The sequence below is a fragment of the Micromonospora sp. C31 genome, from assembly GCF_018070575.1.
Taxonomy (GTDB): domain Bacteria; phylum Actinomycetota; class Actinomycetes; order Mycobacteriales; family Micromonosporaceae; genus Micromonospora.
The window spans coordinates 159,216-173,260 of record NZ_JAGPXN010000002.1 but is presented as its reverse complement, the minus strand read 5'-3'; the positions used below and the strand labels follow the sequence as shown (position 1 = coordinate 173,260).

Genomic DNA, 14,045 nt, shown 5'->3' with positions numbered 1-14,045 from the left:
CCCTCCTCGTCAGCGTACGACGCGTGTCCACGGCGGACCCGGTGCCGACACCTCTACCCCCGGCGGGCGATCCTCACTCTGTCCGCCCGCGCGCGCTCCCGGGCCGCTGCGGCGGTACCGGCGGACGGCGTCGTCGGCGGGTGAGCGTCGCCACCAGCGCGACGAGCCGCCGCTCGCGGCGCAGCAGCGCGGCCGGGCTGCGTGCGCCCAGGAGGCTTAGCCACGCTGCGGCGTGCAGCGCACGCGGTGGCCAGGAGGACCCCTCGGTGCTGGCGGCCGGCACCGGGATGTCGAGCATCGCGCCGGCGGGCAGCCGAAGCAGCCGCCCGGCGAGAAACCTGACGCGGGGCAGGTGCCAGGGGTGGGAAACCAGGCCCAGCGGCTGTCCCGGATTGAACGGGACATCCGCGAGCAGTCCGTCCTCCACCGCGTAGAGCACGTTCTCCAACGTGCTCGTCGACCGTGTCTCGGACCTCAGGTCCGCGTACCGGCCGAGACCGGCTGCCCGGGCGCGGCTCAGCATCAGATCGCCCTCACGGCAGCCCGCCGGCGGCATGTCCGCCCAGCGGTGTCGCCCCGGCCAGCCACCGCTGAAGACGACGCGGGGTGGTGGAATCCGCGCGGCACCGCTGCGGTAGGCGGCGACGTGGGCGACCGCCGCGTCGACGCGGGCGGCGCTCGCTGGCGTCAGCGTCCACCGCCCGTCGACCCGCTGCACGCCGCACCCGAACACCAGCAGCACCGGCGCGGTCGGGCAGTGGGCGGACGGAGCCCTCCGGCGCCACTGACGATGAGTTGCCGACATCCTCCTGCCCATCCGTGCAGGGGGCGCACCCGCTGACGGTCGACGTGTCGCGGTGCAGACCACTCGCCGCGCAGCCCCTCACCAGGCGACGCTACTCCTCACCCACCGCGTGGCAGCGTGGGCTCGGCCACTCCCGCCGGCACCGCGCCCGCGGTCGGCCGTCGTCGGCCGACCGGTCCGGGCGCCGTCCGGTCCGGCGGCCGTCTGAAGGTACGGCCAGGTGGCGTGTGGCGGGCCGACCCGACGAGGGTCTTCCATCGCGAACGACTCGGCAATACTGTGTGGGAGCGCTTCCATTCGTCGCACTGGATGCGTTGTGTCACCGCCCACCACCGCCTGGAGGCGTCAGTGTCCATCAAACGAAGAGCTCTCGCCGCCGCCGCTGCTGCCGTGCTGGCCGGCACCGTCGCGGCAGGCCCCGGCGTCGCCGCCCCGGCCGGAGCCACCCTCACCACCACACCCGCCGCAGCCGCGGTTCCCGCCAACGACTGGCTGCACACCGAGGGCAACAAGATCGTCGACGAGGCCGGCAACCAGGTCTGGCTGACGGGAACCAACTGGTTCGGGTTCAACGCCTCGGAACGGGTCTTCCACGGTCTCTGGTCCGGCAACATCACGCAGATCACCAAGTCGATGGCCGACCGGGGCATCAACATCGTCCGCGTGCCCGTCTCCACCCAACTGCTGCTGGAGTGGAAGGCCGGAACGTTCGGCCCCGTCAACGTCAACACCTACGCCAACCCCGAACTGGCCGGCAAGAACGGCCTGCAGATCTTCGACTACTGGCTTCAGCTCTGCGAGCAGTACGGCCTGAAGGTCATGTTGGACGTGCACAGCGCGGAGGCCGACAACTCCGGGCACATCCATCCGATGTGGTACAAGGGCACGATCACCACCGAGCACTTCTACCAGGCGTGGGAGTGGGTGACCGCGCGTTACCTCACCAACGACACCATCGTCGCGATGGACCTCAAGAACGAACCGCACGGCACGCCGAACCAGCCGCCGCGCGCGAAGTGGGACAACTCCACCGACCAGGACAACTGGAAGCACGTTGCGGAGACCGCTGCCCGACGGATCCTGGCCATCAACCCCAACCTGCTGATCCTGGTCGAGGGAATCGAGGTCTACCCCCGTGAGGGCGAGAGCTGGAGCTCGCCGAACACCGACCCGGACCTCTCGCCGAACTACCACTACAACTGGTGGGGCGGCAACCTGCGCGGCGTGCGCACCCTGCCCATCAACCTGGGCGCCCACCAGGACCAACTGGTGTACTCGCCGCACGACTACGGGCCGCTGGTCTTCGAGCAGCCCTGGTTCCAGAAGGAGTTCGACAAGACCTCACTGACCAACGACGTGTGGCGGCCCAACTGGCTCTTCATCCACGAGAACGGCACCGCGCCGTTGCTGCTGGGCGAGTGGGGCGGCCGACTCGGCCAGGACGCCCGGCAGGACAAGTGGATGACCGCACTGCGTGACCTGATCGTCGAGCACGGGCTGCACCAGACTTTCTGGGTGCTCAACCCCAACTCGGGCGACACGGGCGGACTGCTGCTCGACGACTGGAAGACCTGGGACGAGCAGAAGTACGCCCTGCTCAAGCCGGCACTGTGGCAGCACGGCAACAAGTTCGTCGGGCTGGACCACGCGGTCCGGTTGGGCGGTGCCGCCAGCACCACCGGCATCAGCCTGGCCGAGCGCTACGCCAACGGTGGGGGCGGCGACACCACCGCGCCGACCGCCCCGGGGCAGCCCACCGTCAGTGCCATCACCGCCACCGGCGCCTCGCTGGCCTGGGCCGCCGCCTCCGACAACGTCGGCGTCACCTCGTACGAGGTGCTCCGGGCGACCGGAACCGGCGCGGCGACCGTGGTGGGCACCATCACCGGCACCAGCTACACCGCCACCGGGCTGACCGCGAACACCAGCTACACCTTCAGCGTCCGGGCCCGGGACGCCGCCGGCAACATCTCGGCCCCCTCACCGGGACGTACCTTCACTACCCTCGACGGGAGTGGCGGCGACGCCGGCTGCACGGCGACCTACCGGGTGACCACCTCCTGGTCGGGCGGCTACCAGGCCGAGGTGGCCGTGAAGAACACCGGCACCAGCGCGACCAGGAACTGGACGGTCACCTGGACCTCGCCGAGCGGCACCTCGATCGGCTCGCTCTGGAGCGGCCGGCACACCGTCTCCGGCTCGACGGTCACCGTGCGCAACGAGGCGTGGAACGGCGCCCTGTCCCCGAACGGGACGACCACCTTCGGCTTCACCGCCAACGGCCCCGACACCGTGCCCGGCGACATCTCCTGCGCCGCGTCGTCCTGATAGCCCTCGACCGGCATCCGTGCCGGCGACGCGCCCGGCCGGTCACCCACGCGACGGGTGACCGGCCGGAAGTGCCGTGACCGCGACCACGACACCCATCCCCATCCGCCGACCGCGGGGGTCGTCGGCGGCCAGAAGCGCGTCTGAACGGCCGGCAGGCCGGTCGGGCATGGACAAGACCGGGCTGCGGAGATCAGCCGGGAACCGGTGGAGGGACACCGAAGAACCATCGGCGCTGTTGCGGACCGGCACGGCCGTCGGCGAGATCGTGGACCTCAGGAAACGGCGAAGCCCAGGTCGTTGACCTGGGCTTCTTCACCGAGCCGCCTGACGGAATCGAACCGTCGACCTACGCATTACGAGTGCGTCGCTCTAGCCGACTGAGCTAAGGCGGCAACGATCAGCAAGTGTACGGCACGACCCGTCGACGGGCCGAGCGGGTTCCCCCATCCGGACATCCGGCCCCGAACCGTCGGCCGCCGGACAGCGTCCGCCGGCGGCCGGGACTACGCTGCGGCGGGTGAACGACGATCGCGGCCCCGACGTGGATCCGCAGGACGGCGCGGCGCGGAGCCCGCACGCGAGTGAGGCGGCGGGCGGGCGGGCGGCGCGCCGGCCGCGCAGCGTCGACCCGCGGGAGCTGGGGTTCACCCCACGCAAGCCGGTGCCGTGGCTCGCGCCGTTCCTGCTGGTCAGCACCGGCATCCGTACGCTGCTGGCGATGCTCTTCGGGGCGTACCTGGACAAGCGGGAACTCCAGCACACCTTCGACACGACCATCGTGCGGCAGGTCGGGCCGGACGGCGGGCTCTGGCTGGACTACGTGGCCGACCTGGGCGACGGCTTCAACGCCACCTACTCGGTGGCCTACCTGCTCGCCCAGCCCGAACTGGAGGTGGACGGGCACCGGCTGCCCCGCGCCCAGACCCTGGTGATGGGCGGCGACCAGGTCTACCCGTCGGCGGCCTTCGAGGCGTACGAGGACCGGTGCAAGGGGCCCTACCAGGCCGCACTGCCGGTCACCCCGCCCGAGCGGCCCACGCTCTTCGCGGTCCCCGGCAACCACGACTGGTACGACGGCCTGACCGCCTTCCTGCGGCTCTTCGTCCGGTCCCGGGACCGGCACTTCGGCGGCTGGGGCACGGGCCAGTCCCGCTCGTACTTCGCGGCCGAACTGCCCGCCGGCTGGTGGCTGCTCGGCCTCGACGACCAGTCCGGCTCGTACCTGGACGATCCGCAGCTCACCTACTTCGACCGGGTCGCCGAGCGGCTGGGCCCGCAGAGCCGGGTGATCCTGGCCGTGCCGGCGCCGACGTGGGTCAAGGCCGTCGACCACCCCACGGCGTACGACTCGGTCGACTACTTCGTCCGTACGATCGTCGCGCCGACCGGGGCGCAGGTACGGCTGTTGATCTCCGGCGACCTGCACCACTACGCCCGGTACGCCGGCCCGGACCGGCAGCTGATCACCTGCGGGGGCGGCGGCGCGTACCTCTACCCGACGCACCAGCTCCCGGAGCGGATCGAGGTTCCGCCGCGCGACACCCTCGCCCGGCGGGCCAGCGCCTCGCACCCGTACGAGCTGGCCGGCCGCTACCCGGACGCCGCCCGCTCCCGGCGGTACGCCTGGGGCATCTTCCCCCGCCTGCCGATGCGCAACCCGGGCTTCACCACCCTGCTGGGCACCCTGCAAACGCTGCTGATGCTGGCGATGGCCGGCGTCGCGAGCAACCCGGAAGGCACCGCGCAGCGGCTGTTCAGCGTGCCGCTGATGGCGATGCTCGTCGTCACGATGCTCGCCGCGGCGTTCTTCGCCAAGCCGCCCAGCTCCGGCGGCAAGCGGCACGCCCGGCACTGGATCCTCGGCGTGGGCCACGGGCTGGCCCAGATCGGGCTGGCCGCCGCCGGCACCTGGGCATGGCTGGCCCTGCCCTTCTACGACTGGCCGTGGCCGTTGCCGGCCGCCGCCGCGGCGGTGCTCTACGGCCCGGTCATCGGTCTGGCGGCGAGCCAGGTGGTGGCCGCGTACCTGCTGGTGGCGGGCGCCTTCGGGGTGAACGTCAACGAACTCTTCGCCGGGCAGGGCATCGAGGACGCGAAGGCGTTCCTGCGGCTGCGCATCGACCCCGACGGCACCCTGACGATCTACCCGATCGCCGTCGACCGGGTGGCCCGCGACTGGCGGGTCAACCCGGACGAGTCCCCGGAGGCCTCCTGGCTGGTCCCGAAGCAGCCGCTGCGCCCCCGCCTGGCCGAGCCTCCCACCACCCTGACCTGACATTTGGGGACAGGACACGCGTCGACCATCTGGTCGGGGACTGCATTACTTGACGAAGGATCTCGTCGACGACGCCAGCGAGAGGCGCGGTCGCGTCGATCACGGTGCCGTTTCTCGGAGTGTCCTCCCTGGTTCGGTGCAACCGCGCGACGAGTTCGCGTTCGGCCGGTCTTGCGCCCCACTCGTCTTCGGATCGCCCGTCGAGCCGCCGGTTCAGGGTGTGCAGGTCGACTTCGAGGACGAAGACGCCGTCGAACAGGTCGACGAACTTGTGGAAGTTCCGCGAGCCCCCGCAGAAGAAGGTCACCGGTTCGTCGTGGTCGGCGACCAGCGCCCGCACGTCGTCCACGCGCCAGATGTGGTGCTCGTGACCGATACCGTCCAACGGCTCACCGGTCTCCGGGTCGCCCTGATAAGCCAACTCCCGGTCACCGTTGATGGCATGGTGGCCGCGCCGCCGCAGCTCTTCGCAGACCGAGGTCTTGCCGGTGCCGGAGACGCCCTCGATCAGATAGTTCCTCAGGCCCATCGCCGGTCATCCCGCTGCCCCAGCCGGACCTGGCTGGTCACGGCCTTCGTAGGCGCGGCGGGAACCGCAGACGTCGGCGCGGGAGCACATGGAACGCGAGCCGTCGGCGTCCAGGCGAACGGTCACCGCGTCCCTCGGGACGCTGTGACCGACCACCCGGCCGTCTCCTTCCGGCGTGGTGACGCGGGAGCCGACCGCCGGGGCGGACTCCTGAAATTTGGCGTACAGGGGATGCTCGTACTTGAGGCAGCACATCAGCCGGCCGCACGCTCCGGAGATGCGCAGCGGGTTGAGCGGCAGGTCCTGGTCCTTCGCCATCCGGACGGTGACCGGCTCGAAGTCGGTCAGGAAGGTGGCGCAGCAGAGGTCCCGCCCGCAGGAGCCGATGCCGCCCTGCACCCGCGCCGAGTCCCGGGCGGAGAGCTGACGCAGCTCCACCCGGCAGTGCAGGGTGGCACCGAGGTCGCGCACCAGCGCGCGGAAGTCCACCCGGTGCGGGGCCGTGAAGTAGATGGTGCTCCGCTCGCCGCCGCCCTCGGCGGCCCCGAGCACATGGTCGATCGCCACCACCTTCATCGGCAGGGCGTGCTCCCGGATCAGCCGCTTCGCCGCGACCTTGGCCTCGGCCTTGCGGCGGCGCACCGTCTCGTCGCGGCGCAGGTCCTCGTCACCGGCCAGGCCGGCCAGCCGGGGAAAGCCCTCGGTCTCCTCGGTGACCCACTGCGCCGCCCAGACGCACTCGGCCACCTCGGGTCCGTCGTCGGTCGGCACCAGCACCTTGTCGCCGACCTGCGGCCGCAGCTCGCCCGGATCCAGGTAGTAGAGGCGCCCGTACCGCTGGAAACTGACCGCGCAGAGCATGCCCATGTCTCACACCCTACGACGCGCGGGCCGGGACGACCGGGTGGCAGTCGCCGACCGACTACTGCACGTCCACACCGGCGTCACCAGCCCACCCGGGTGGGGGTGTCGTAGCGGGGGCGTTCGGTGACCGGCGCCCGCCAGCGGGACTCGGCGAGGCTCGGCGCCCACTGGCGCAGCAGGGTCTCGGCCCCGTCGTACGCGACGCAGAGCACCGCCAGCACCCGCGCGGCGATCTCGGCGGCCTCGGCTGCGCCCGGCCCCACCGCCCCCGGCTGACCCGACGCGCGGGTCGGCACCGGCGTCGCGGCGACCACGGTCACCGCCTCGGCGCAGCGGAGGACGTCGGCCAGCGCCCGGGCCAGCGCCAGCCGGCTGCCCTCCACCCAGTCGGCGAGCGCGTCGGCGTAGCCGGCCGTCGACTCCAGGCGACCGACCAGGCTCTCCGGTCCCTCGTCGAGGTGACGCAGCAGGGCCGCCCGGGCCTGCCCGTACGACGACGCGGCCGGGCCGGACCAGAGCACCGGGTCGGCCAGCGCGGCGCAGGCCTCGTCGTAGCCCCGCATCAGGCGGCGGGTGCAGTGTCCGGCGGCGGCCAGCGGCGCCGGGTGCAGGTCGAGGAAGTTGCGGACGGCCTCGCCGGGGAGCACCTGCATCCGGCGTAGCAGCGGCCACACGCGGTGGCCCTCGGGGGCCCCGGCGGCGAGCAGCGTGTCGACCCGGCGCAGCAGGTCCAGGCCGGGCTCGGCGAGCCGGTCGAGCGCGTCCATCACGCCTCCCCGGTGAGCCGGTGGCGCGCGGCGCGGTCGACGTCGGCGTAGTGGTCGGCGGCGGCCCGCACCGCCGCCGCGGCAGCGGCCAGCCGTTGGGCCGCGACGTGCGCCTCCCGGGCCCGGTCGCCGGTGGCGGCGGTCCACTGCCGGTGCAGGGCCCGCCCGATCTCCCCGGGCCGGCCGGGGGCGTCGGCACCGAAGGCGGCCTGGGGCGGGTCGCCGGCGGTGACCGTGCGGGACACGGTGGTCAAGGTGTCGCTCGCCTCGTCGAGCCGGGCGGCGAGGGCGCGCAGGCTCTCCATCTCAGGCTCCCGCCAGCGGACGGTAGGCGGCGAAGGTCTCGTTGTGCAGCTTCTCCCGGGCCCACTGGGCGGCGTCGGCCGCCGCCGTGACCGCCGCCTGCACCGAGCCGGCGACGTCGCGGGGGTTGCGGGTGTGCAGCGGGCCGAGGAAGCGCACGTCGGTGATCCGCCCGCCGGCGGTGACCACCACCTCGACCAGCCCGTCGGGCGATCGGACCGTGACCTCGACGGTCGACACCGCCTGGTCGAACTCGGTCTGGAGGGACTCGATCCGGCGGTAGCGCCGCACCGCCTCCTCGATCCAGGCCTCGTCGATCTCCCCCCGCGGCATCGGCGGACTCCTCCCGGAACAGGGCATCACTGTGCGTGCCGCCACCGTCACCACGGCACACCGGACCGTACCGCACAGCAATCGCGCGTGTCGATGCCTGTGGACGGACGGTCCGGCCGGCGGGACCGACTGCCGCAGACCGGCCGCCGCGGGCCCGGCACGGCCGCGCCCGCGAGCTGGCGCTCGGCAGGCTCAGCCCTTCCAGAGCGAGAGCATCATCGCCTCGACGGCGATGCGGGGCTTGACGTTCGCCTCGATCGCCGTCCGGCACTCCAGCACCGCCTCCAGACGGCGCAGCGCCCCCTCGGCGTCCCACTTCGCCGCGCCCGCCTCGGCCAGCGCGGCGGTGTCGGTGTGCACCGGCGCCACGGGGGCGCGCAGCGCCATGGTGAGCGCGTCGCGATAGAAGCCGGCCAGGTCGACCAGCGCCCGGTCCAGCGCGTCCCGCTGCGCCCGGGTGGCCCGGGACTTCTGCCGCTTCTCCAGGTCCTTCAGCTGCCCGGCGGCGCCCCGGATCGCGCCGGCCGCCCCCCGCCCGGTGCCGCCGGCGCCGAGCGCGGTCTCCAGCGCCGCCCGCTCGGCCGCGTCGGCCTCCGCGACGGACGCGTCGGCCTCCGCCTCGGCCGCCTCGATCAGCGCCGACGCCGCGTCGAACGCGGCACCCACCCCCGTCAACCGGCGCGGCACCGCGAGCACGGCCTCCCGGCGCTTGCGCGCCTCCGGGTCGCGGGCCAGCCGACGGGCCCGTCCCACGTGCCCCTGCGCGGCCGCCGCCGCCCACCGCGCCACGTCGGGCGTGACCCCGTCGCGGCGTACCAGCACCTCGGCCACCGCCTCCGGCGCGGGCTGCCCCAGCGGTACGACCCGGCAGCGCGACCGGATGGTCACGGAGATGTCGTCGGGGTGGGTGGACGGGGCGCAGAGCAGGAAGACCGTACGCGGCGGCGGTTCCTCGATGGCCTTGAGCAGCGCGTTGCCGGCCGCCTCGGTGAGCCGGTCCGCGTCTTCGATCACCACCACCTGCCAGCGCCCGCCCGACGGGGTGCTGGCGGCGCGCAGCACCAGCGCCCGCATCTCGTTGACACCGATGGAGAGCCCTTCCGGCACCACCATCCGGACGTCGGCGTGGGTGCCCGTCATCGTGGTGTGGCAGCCGGGGCACGCACCGCAGCCGGTGCCGTACGCGCACTGGAGAGCGGCGGCGAAGGCCCGCGCCGCCACCGACCGGCCCGATCCGGGCGGCCCGGTGAAGATCCAGGCGTGCGTCATTGCCGCCCCCGCGTCGACGGCGGCTGCCGTCGGCGAGCCGTCCGGCTCCTCGGCGAACGCGTCGAACTCGTCCCCGGCGGCGGTCGGGGGCGCGACGGCGGCGGCGTGCAGCACGGCGGACGCCCCGGCGGCGGCGCGGCGCAGCGTGTCGACGGCCTCGTCCTGCCCGACCAGGTCGGCGAAGACGTCGGACATCAGGTCCGGTGCTCCATCGGTACCAGCTCCGATTCGGATAACTCAGGCTGCACCGAGGTGTCCGGCCCGTGCGCGGGAGGCGGGTGCACGATGCCGCCCGGCGTACCGAACATCTCCTCGACCCGCCGGGCCACCTGCCCGGCGATCTCCTCGACCGGGCGGGACGCGTCGAGGACCAGGTAGCGCTTCGGGTCGGCGGCGGCGAGGTCGAGGAAGGCGTAGCGGACCCGCTCGTGGAAGGCGACGGATTCGGCCTCCAGGTGGTCGGCCGCCTCGGCACGCGCCGCCACCCGGGCCAGGCCGGTACGCGGATCGACGTCCAGCAGCACCACCAGGTCGGGCTTGAGCCCGCCGGTGGCCCAGGACGAGAGCCAGGAGACCTCGTCGGTCGGGAGCGTCCGCCCCGCCCCCTGGTACGCCAGGGACGAGTCGACGTACCGGTCGCTGACCACCACCGCGCCCCGGACGAGCGCCGGCCGGACGACGGTGGCCACGTGGTGCGCCCGGTCGGCGGCGTAGAGCAGCGCCTCCGCGCGCGGCGACGGCACGTCGGAGCCGGGCGCGCCGAGCAGCAGCGACCGGATCCGCTCGCCGACGGCGGTGGCGCCCGGCTCACGGGTCACCACCACGTCACGCCCCTGCCCGCGCAGTCGATCGGCGAGCGCGGCGAGTTGGGTGGACTTGCCGGCGCCCTCGCCGCCCTCGAAGACCACGAAGAGGCCGGCGGAGACGAACGGCTCGGCCGGCATCAGCGGGCGACCCCGGATCGAGCCCCAGAGGTCGGCCAGGACGGGGACGCCCTTCTTGTCGTCCATCTGCCCGAACGCGCTGATCCCGGCGAAGATGCCGGCGGCGCCGGCGGCGAGCAGCAGCAGTCGGGTGGACGAGATCGACACGCCCAGGTCGGCCAGCTCCAGCCGGCGCGAGCCGCCGACGCCGGCGAGCAGGCTGCCGAGGCCGATCGCGAGGATCAGCACCAGCCGGGTGCCGATCTGCACCACCGCGAAGACCCGGCCGCGCACCTCGTCGGCGATCTCCCCGCCGAGCAGGGTGGTGCCGGAGAGGAAGGCCATCCCGGCGCCCGCGCCGACCAGGATCGCGCCGATCATCGCCATGGAGAGGTGGATGGCGAAGGCCAGGGTCATCACCGAGGCGCTGGCCAGCACGATGCTCATGCCGAACCAGCGCCGCCGGGACATGTCCTTGACGATCATCGGGCCGAGCCCGATGCCGAGCGCGAGGCCGACGAAGATGGCGCCGAAGAGCAGGTAGAAGGCGGCGTCACCGGCACCGAGCGAGATGGCGAAGAACTTGGCGGTGCCGATCACGATGCCGCCGCCGGCGAAGGCGCCGAAGATACCGAGCACCAGGCCGCGTACCAGCGGGGTCTGGCCGATGTAGCGCCAGCCCTCCTTGAACTGGCGCAGCATGCTCTGCTCGCCCCCGCCCCGCTCGGCGGCCTGCCCCTGGCTGATCTCCTTGATGCCGTACGCCACCACCAGCGCCGTGGCCAGCCGGGAGAACGCGTTGAACCAGAGCGCCAGATCGGCCGGCTCGGCCCAGTCCGGCGCCGCGCCCCCGGTGGCTCCCCGCACGATCGCGTCGAGCGCGGCGAGGACCAGCGCGGCGAGGACCGGCGTGAGGCCGTACGTGGTGATCAGCGTGAGCTGGTTGGCGGCCTCCAGCCGGGCGCGCGGGATCAGGTTGGGGACCGCGGCCTCCTTGGCCGGGATCCACAGCAGCGTGAGCGACTCGATCAGGAAGGTGGCGATCGCCGCCCAGGCGACCACCGCCCCGCCCGAGGCGCCGAGCAGCGCGACCAGCGGGATCGAGGCGAAGAGCAGGAACCGCAGCACGTCGCAGATGACCATCGTCCAGCGCCGGTCGAAGCGGTCGGCCAGCACGCCGGCGATCGGGCCGAGCACCAGTGCCGGCAGCAGCCGGATGGCGATCACGCCACCGAAGGCGGCGCCCTTGGCGGTGCTCCCCTCGACCTGGGAGGCGGCGAAGACGCTGGTGGCGAGCAGGCCGAACCAGTCGCCGAAGGATGCCGCGCCGAGCACGATCCAGAGCCGGCGGAACGGGGTGATCCGCAGCACCGAGCGGATGCCCGCGTAGCCGGACAGGTCGGCAGCGGACTTCTCGGCGGCGCCGGGCGGGTCGGCAGCGGGTTTCTCGCCGGCGCCGGGCGGGTTCGTGGACGGCGACACGCCGGGCGACTCGCCGTTGAACTGGCTTTCGATGGCCGTACCTCCACGTGCCGGCCCATCGCTGGGCAGTCCCGGTGGAACACTCTAGACCCGGTGGGGACCCGCCCCGCCGCGACATTCTCCTGTTCGCCGAGCCTAGGCCGCCGCGACCACCGCCCGCAGCCCGGACAGACGCGAGGGTATTTCGCATTGCCTCCCAGACAGTTAGCGTGCACACGTGGCCATCGAAAGCGACAAACTTCGTGAGCGTCTCGACCGGGCGACCGCGCACCTCGACCCGCCGTACGCCGTCGTCGACCTCGCGGCCTTCGACGGCAACGCCGCCGCGCTGGCCGACCGCGCCGCCGGCAAGCCGGTCCGGATCGCCAGCAAGTCGGTCCGCGCCCGGGACCTGATCGGCCGGGCACTGGCGCGACCCGGCTGGGCAGGCGTGATGGCCTTCACCCTGCCCGAGGCGCTCTGGCTGGTCCGCGCCGGCGTGACCGACGACGCGCTGGTGGCGTATCCCACGGCCGACCGGGGGGCGCTCGCGGCGCTCGCCGCCGACCCGGCGCTCGCCGCCGCCGTCACGCTGATGATCGACGGCACCGACCAGCTCGACCTCGTCGACGCGGTGTGCCCGCCCGCACGTCGCCCCGAGCTGCGGGTCTGCCTCGACCTGGACGCCTCCTGGCGACCGCTGGGCGGGCGGGTGCACGTCGGGGTGCGCCGGTCGCCGGTGCACAGCGCCCGGGCGGCCGGCTCGCTCGCCGCCACCGTCGCGGCGCGCACGGGCTTCCGGCTGGTCGGCCTGATGGCGTACGAGGCGCAGATCGCCGGCCTCGGCGACGCGCCACCCGGGCGGGCGGTGCTCGGCTCCGCGATCCGGCTGACCCAACGCCGGTCGTACCGCGAGTTGCTGGCCCGCCGGGGTGCGGCGGTGGCCGCCGTACGCGAACACGCCGACCTGGAGTTCGTCAACGGCGGCGGCACCGGCAGCGTGGCCGCGACCAGCGCCGATCCCGCGGTCACCGAGGTCACCGCGGGATCGGGCCTGTACGGGCCGACGCTGTTCGACGCCTACCGCGCCTGGCGCCCCACCCCGGCGGCGGCCTTCGCCTGCGCGGTGGTGCGCCGCCCGGGGCCCGGCCTCGCGACCGTGCTCGGCGGCGGCTGGATCGCCTCCGGCCCGGCCGAGGACACCCGGCTGCCCCGGCCGTGGCTGCCGGCGGGCCTGAAGCTGATCGGCACCGAGGGGGCCGGCGAGGTGCAGACCCCGCTGGCCGGCACGGCGGCCGGCGCGCTGCGGGTCGGCGACCGGGTCTGGTTCCGGCACGCGAAGGCCGGCGAACTGTGCGAGCACGTCAACGAGCTGCACCTGGTCGAGGGGGATGCCGTCGTGGCCACCGTGCCCACCTACCGGGGCGAGGGCCACGCCTTCCTCTGACCAGCCACACGGCCGGGCCGGTCGGCGTCGGCCGGGTCAGCCGGGCCGGTCGGCGTCAGCCGGGTCAGCCGGGCCGGTCGGCGTCAGCCGGGTCAGCCGGGCCGGTTGGCGTCGGTGGGGGCGTCGACCTGGCGGTGCAGGTACTCCCGGATCAGCGCCTTCGCCTCGACCAGCACCCGGTCGTCGCCCTCGGGCAGCCGACGGAACGCCAGCTTGATCAGCGCGTCGGCCGCCTCCACCGCGATCTCCAGGTGGAACCGGAGGTCGGGGACGTCCAGCCCGAAGCGGTCGGTGAGCACACGGGCCAACTGGTCGGCGATCACCCCGTTGTTGTCCCGCTGCTCGTCGAGCAGGTGCAGGTCGACCACGTCGCCGAAGTGCAGGGTACGGAATCCCGGAACGGTGCGGTGCATCGTGATGTACTCGTCGATCCCCGCGTCGACCCCGTCCCACCAGTGGGTCAGGTCGTCGGCGGCGAACCGCTCGTCGAGCCGCTGGAGGTAGGACTCCATCGTGCGCAGGGTCAGCGCCTGCACGATCGCCCGCTTGTCCGGAAAGAACTGGTAGACCGACCCGATCGCCACCTCGGCACGCTCGGCGAGGAGGGTCGTGGTCAGTCCCTCGTACCCCACCTCGTCGACGAGTTCGGCGCAGGCGTCCAGCATCCGCTGGACCCGCGCGACACTTCGACCCTGCACCGGTACGCGGCGCAGCGGCCCGGCTGTGGCGGCTGGTGTG

Annotated in this window: 12 protein-coding genes and 1 tRNA gene; 3 read left to right on the top strand and 10 right to left on the bottom strand. The window is 73.5% G+C overall.

Features of this window, described 5'->3' with window-relative positions:
• Positions 1–73: 73 nt before the first annotated feature.
• Complete coding sequence (locus tag KBX06_RS05610) at positions 74–742, bottom strand: YdcF family protein (RefSeq protein WP_307854441.1); 669 nt, start codon at positions 740–742, stop codon at positions 74–76.
• A gap of 411 nt (positions 743–1,153) precedes the next feature.
• Here KBX06_RS05610 and KBX06_RS05605 point away from each other — a divergent pair, with 411 nt between their 5' ends.
• On the top strand, positions 1,154–3,133 hold the full coding sequence (locus KBX06_RS05605) for a cellulase family glycosylhydrolase (protein ID WP_307854440.1): 1,980 nt from the start codon (positions 1,154–1,156) through the stop codon (positions 3,131–3,133).
• A 321-nt stretch (positions 3,134–3,454) separates the two neighbouring features.
• Here KBX06_RS05605 and KBX06_RS05600 read toward each other — a convergent pair.
• Positions 3,455–3,528, bottom strand: a tRNA-Thr gene (locus tag KBX06_RS05600).
• A 53-nt stretch (positions 3,529–3,581) separates the two neighbouring features.
• Here KBX06_RS05600 and KBX06_RS05595 point away from each other — a divergent pair.
• Positions 3,582–5,411 carry a metallophosphoesterase gene (locus KBX06_RS05595; RefSeq protein ID WP_374225580.1) on the top strand — a complete coding sequence of 610 codons (1,830 nt, stop codon included), beginning with the start codon at positions 3,582–3,584 and terminating at the stop codon, positions 5,409–5,411.
• On the opposite strand, the gene KBX06_RS05590 is transcribed toward KBX06_RS05595, so the two are convergent.
• The 7 genes from KBX06_RS05590 to tmk form a co-directional block, all read right to left on the bottom strand.
• Complete coding sequence (locus tag KBX06_RS05590) at positions 5,320–5,940, bottom strand: AAA family ATPase (protein ID WP_210833102.1); 621 nt, start codon at positions 5,938–5,940, stop codon at positions 5,320–5,322. The genes KBX06_RS05595 and KBX06_RS05590 overlap by 92 nt on opposite strands.
• Positions 5,941–5,946: 6 nt before the next feature.
• Positions 5,947–6,807 carry a regulatory iron-sulfur-containing complex subunit RicT gene (locus tag KBX06_RS05585; RefSeq protein ID WP_210833101.1) on the bottom strand — a complete coding sequence of 287 codons (861 nt, stop codon included), beginning with the start codon at positions 6,805–6,807 and terminating at the stop codon, positions 5,947–5,949.
• Between the two features lie 77 nt (positions 6,808–6,884).
• Positions 6,885–7,571: a hypothetical protein gene (locus tag KBX06_RS05580; RefSeq protein WP_210833100.1), complete on the bottom strand. Its 687-nt coding sequence runs from the start codon at positions 7,569–7,571 to the stop codon at positions 6,885–6,887.
• Positions 7,571–7,876 carry a hypothetical protein gene (locus tag KBX06_RS05575; protein ID WP_210833099.1) on the bottom strand — a complete coding sequence of 102 codons (306 nt, stop codon included), beginning with the start codon at positions 7,874–7,876 and terminating at the stop codon, positions 7,571–7,573. The genes KBX06_RS05580 and KBX06_RS05575 overlap by 1 nt, the downstream gene beginning before the upstream one ends.
• A 1-nt stretch (position 7,877) precedes the next feature.
• Complete coding sequence (locus tag KBX06_RS05570) at positions 7,878–8,207, bottom strand: YbaB/EbfC family nucleoid-associated protein (protein WP_121397041.1); 330 nt, start codon at positions 8,205–8,207, stop codon at positions 7,878–7,880.
• Positions 8,208–8,399: 192 nt separating this feature from the next.
• Positions 8,400–9,671: a DNA polymerase III subunit delta' gene (locus KBX06_RS05565; RefSeq protein WP_210833098.1), complete on the bottom strand. Its 1,272-nt coding sequence runs from the start codon at positions 9,669–9,671 to the stop codon at positions 8,400–8,402.
• Entirely contained in the window at positions 9,671–11,950 is a 2,280-nt protein-coding gene (gene tmk, locus KBX06_RS05560; RefSeq protein WP_374225579.1) for a dTMP kinase, read from the bottom strand. Before tmk ends, KBX06_RS05565 begins: the two co-directional genes overlap by 1 nt.
• 148 nt (positions 11,951–12,098) lie before the next feature.
• On the opposite strand from tmk, the gene KBX06_RS05555 reads away from it, so the two are divergent.
• On the top strand, positions 12,099–13,307 hold the full coding sequence (locus tag KBX06_RS05555) for an amino acid deaminase/aldolase (protein WP_210833097.1): 1,209 nt from the start codon (positions 12,099–12,101) through the stop codon (positions 13,305–13,307).
• 92 nt (positions 13,308–13,399) lie between these two features.
• Here the strand turns inward: KBX06_RS05555 and KBX06_RS05550 are convergent, their stop codons facing one another.
• On the bottom strand, positions 13,400–13,972 hold the full coding sequence (locus KBX06_RS05550) for a TetR/AcrR family transcriptional regulator (RefSeq protein ID WP_210833311.1): 573 nt from the start codon (positions 13,970–13,972) through the stop codon (positions 13,400–13,402).
• Positions 13,973–14,045 lie beyond the last annotated feature (73 nt).

Coding starts and splice junctions, on each gene's coding strand:
- KBX06_RS05590 (WP_210833102.1), bottom strand. CDS start 5,940: ATGGGCCTGAGGAACTATCTGATCGAGGGCGTCTCCGGCACCGGCAAG.
- KBX06_RS05585 (WP_210833101.1), bottom strand. CDS start 6,807: ATGGGCATGCTCTGCGCGGTCAGTTTCCAGCGGTACGGGCGCCTCTAC.
- KBX06_RS05580 (WP_210833100.1), bottom strand. CDS start 7,571: ATGGACGCGCTCGACCGGCTCGCCGAGCCCGGCCTGGACCTGCTGCGC.
- KBX06_RS05575 (WP_210833099.1), bottom strand. CDS start 7,876: ATGGAGAGCCTGCGCGCCCTCGCCGCCCGGCTCGACGAGGCGAGCGAC.
- KBX06_RS05570 (WP_121397041.1), bottom strand. CDS start 8,207: ATGCCGCGGGGGGAGATCGACGAGGCCTGGATCGAGGAGGCGGTGCGG.
- KBX06_RS05565 (WP_210833098.1), bottom strand. CDS start 9,671: ATGTCCGACGTCTTCGCCGACCTGGTCGGGCAGGACGAGGCCGTCGAC.
- KBX06_RS05550 (WP_210833311.1), bottom strand. CDS start 13,972: ATGCTGGACGCCTGCGCCGAACTCGTCGACGAGGTGGGGTACGAGGGA.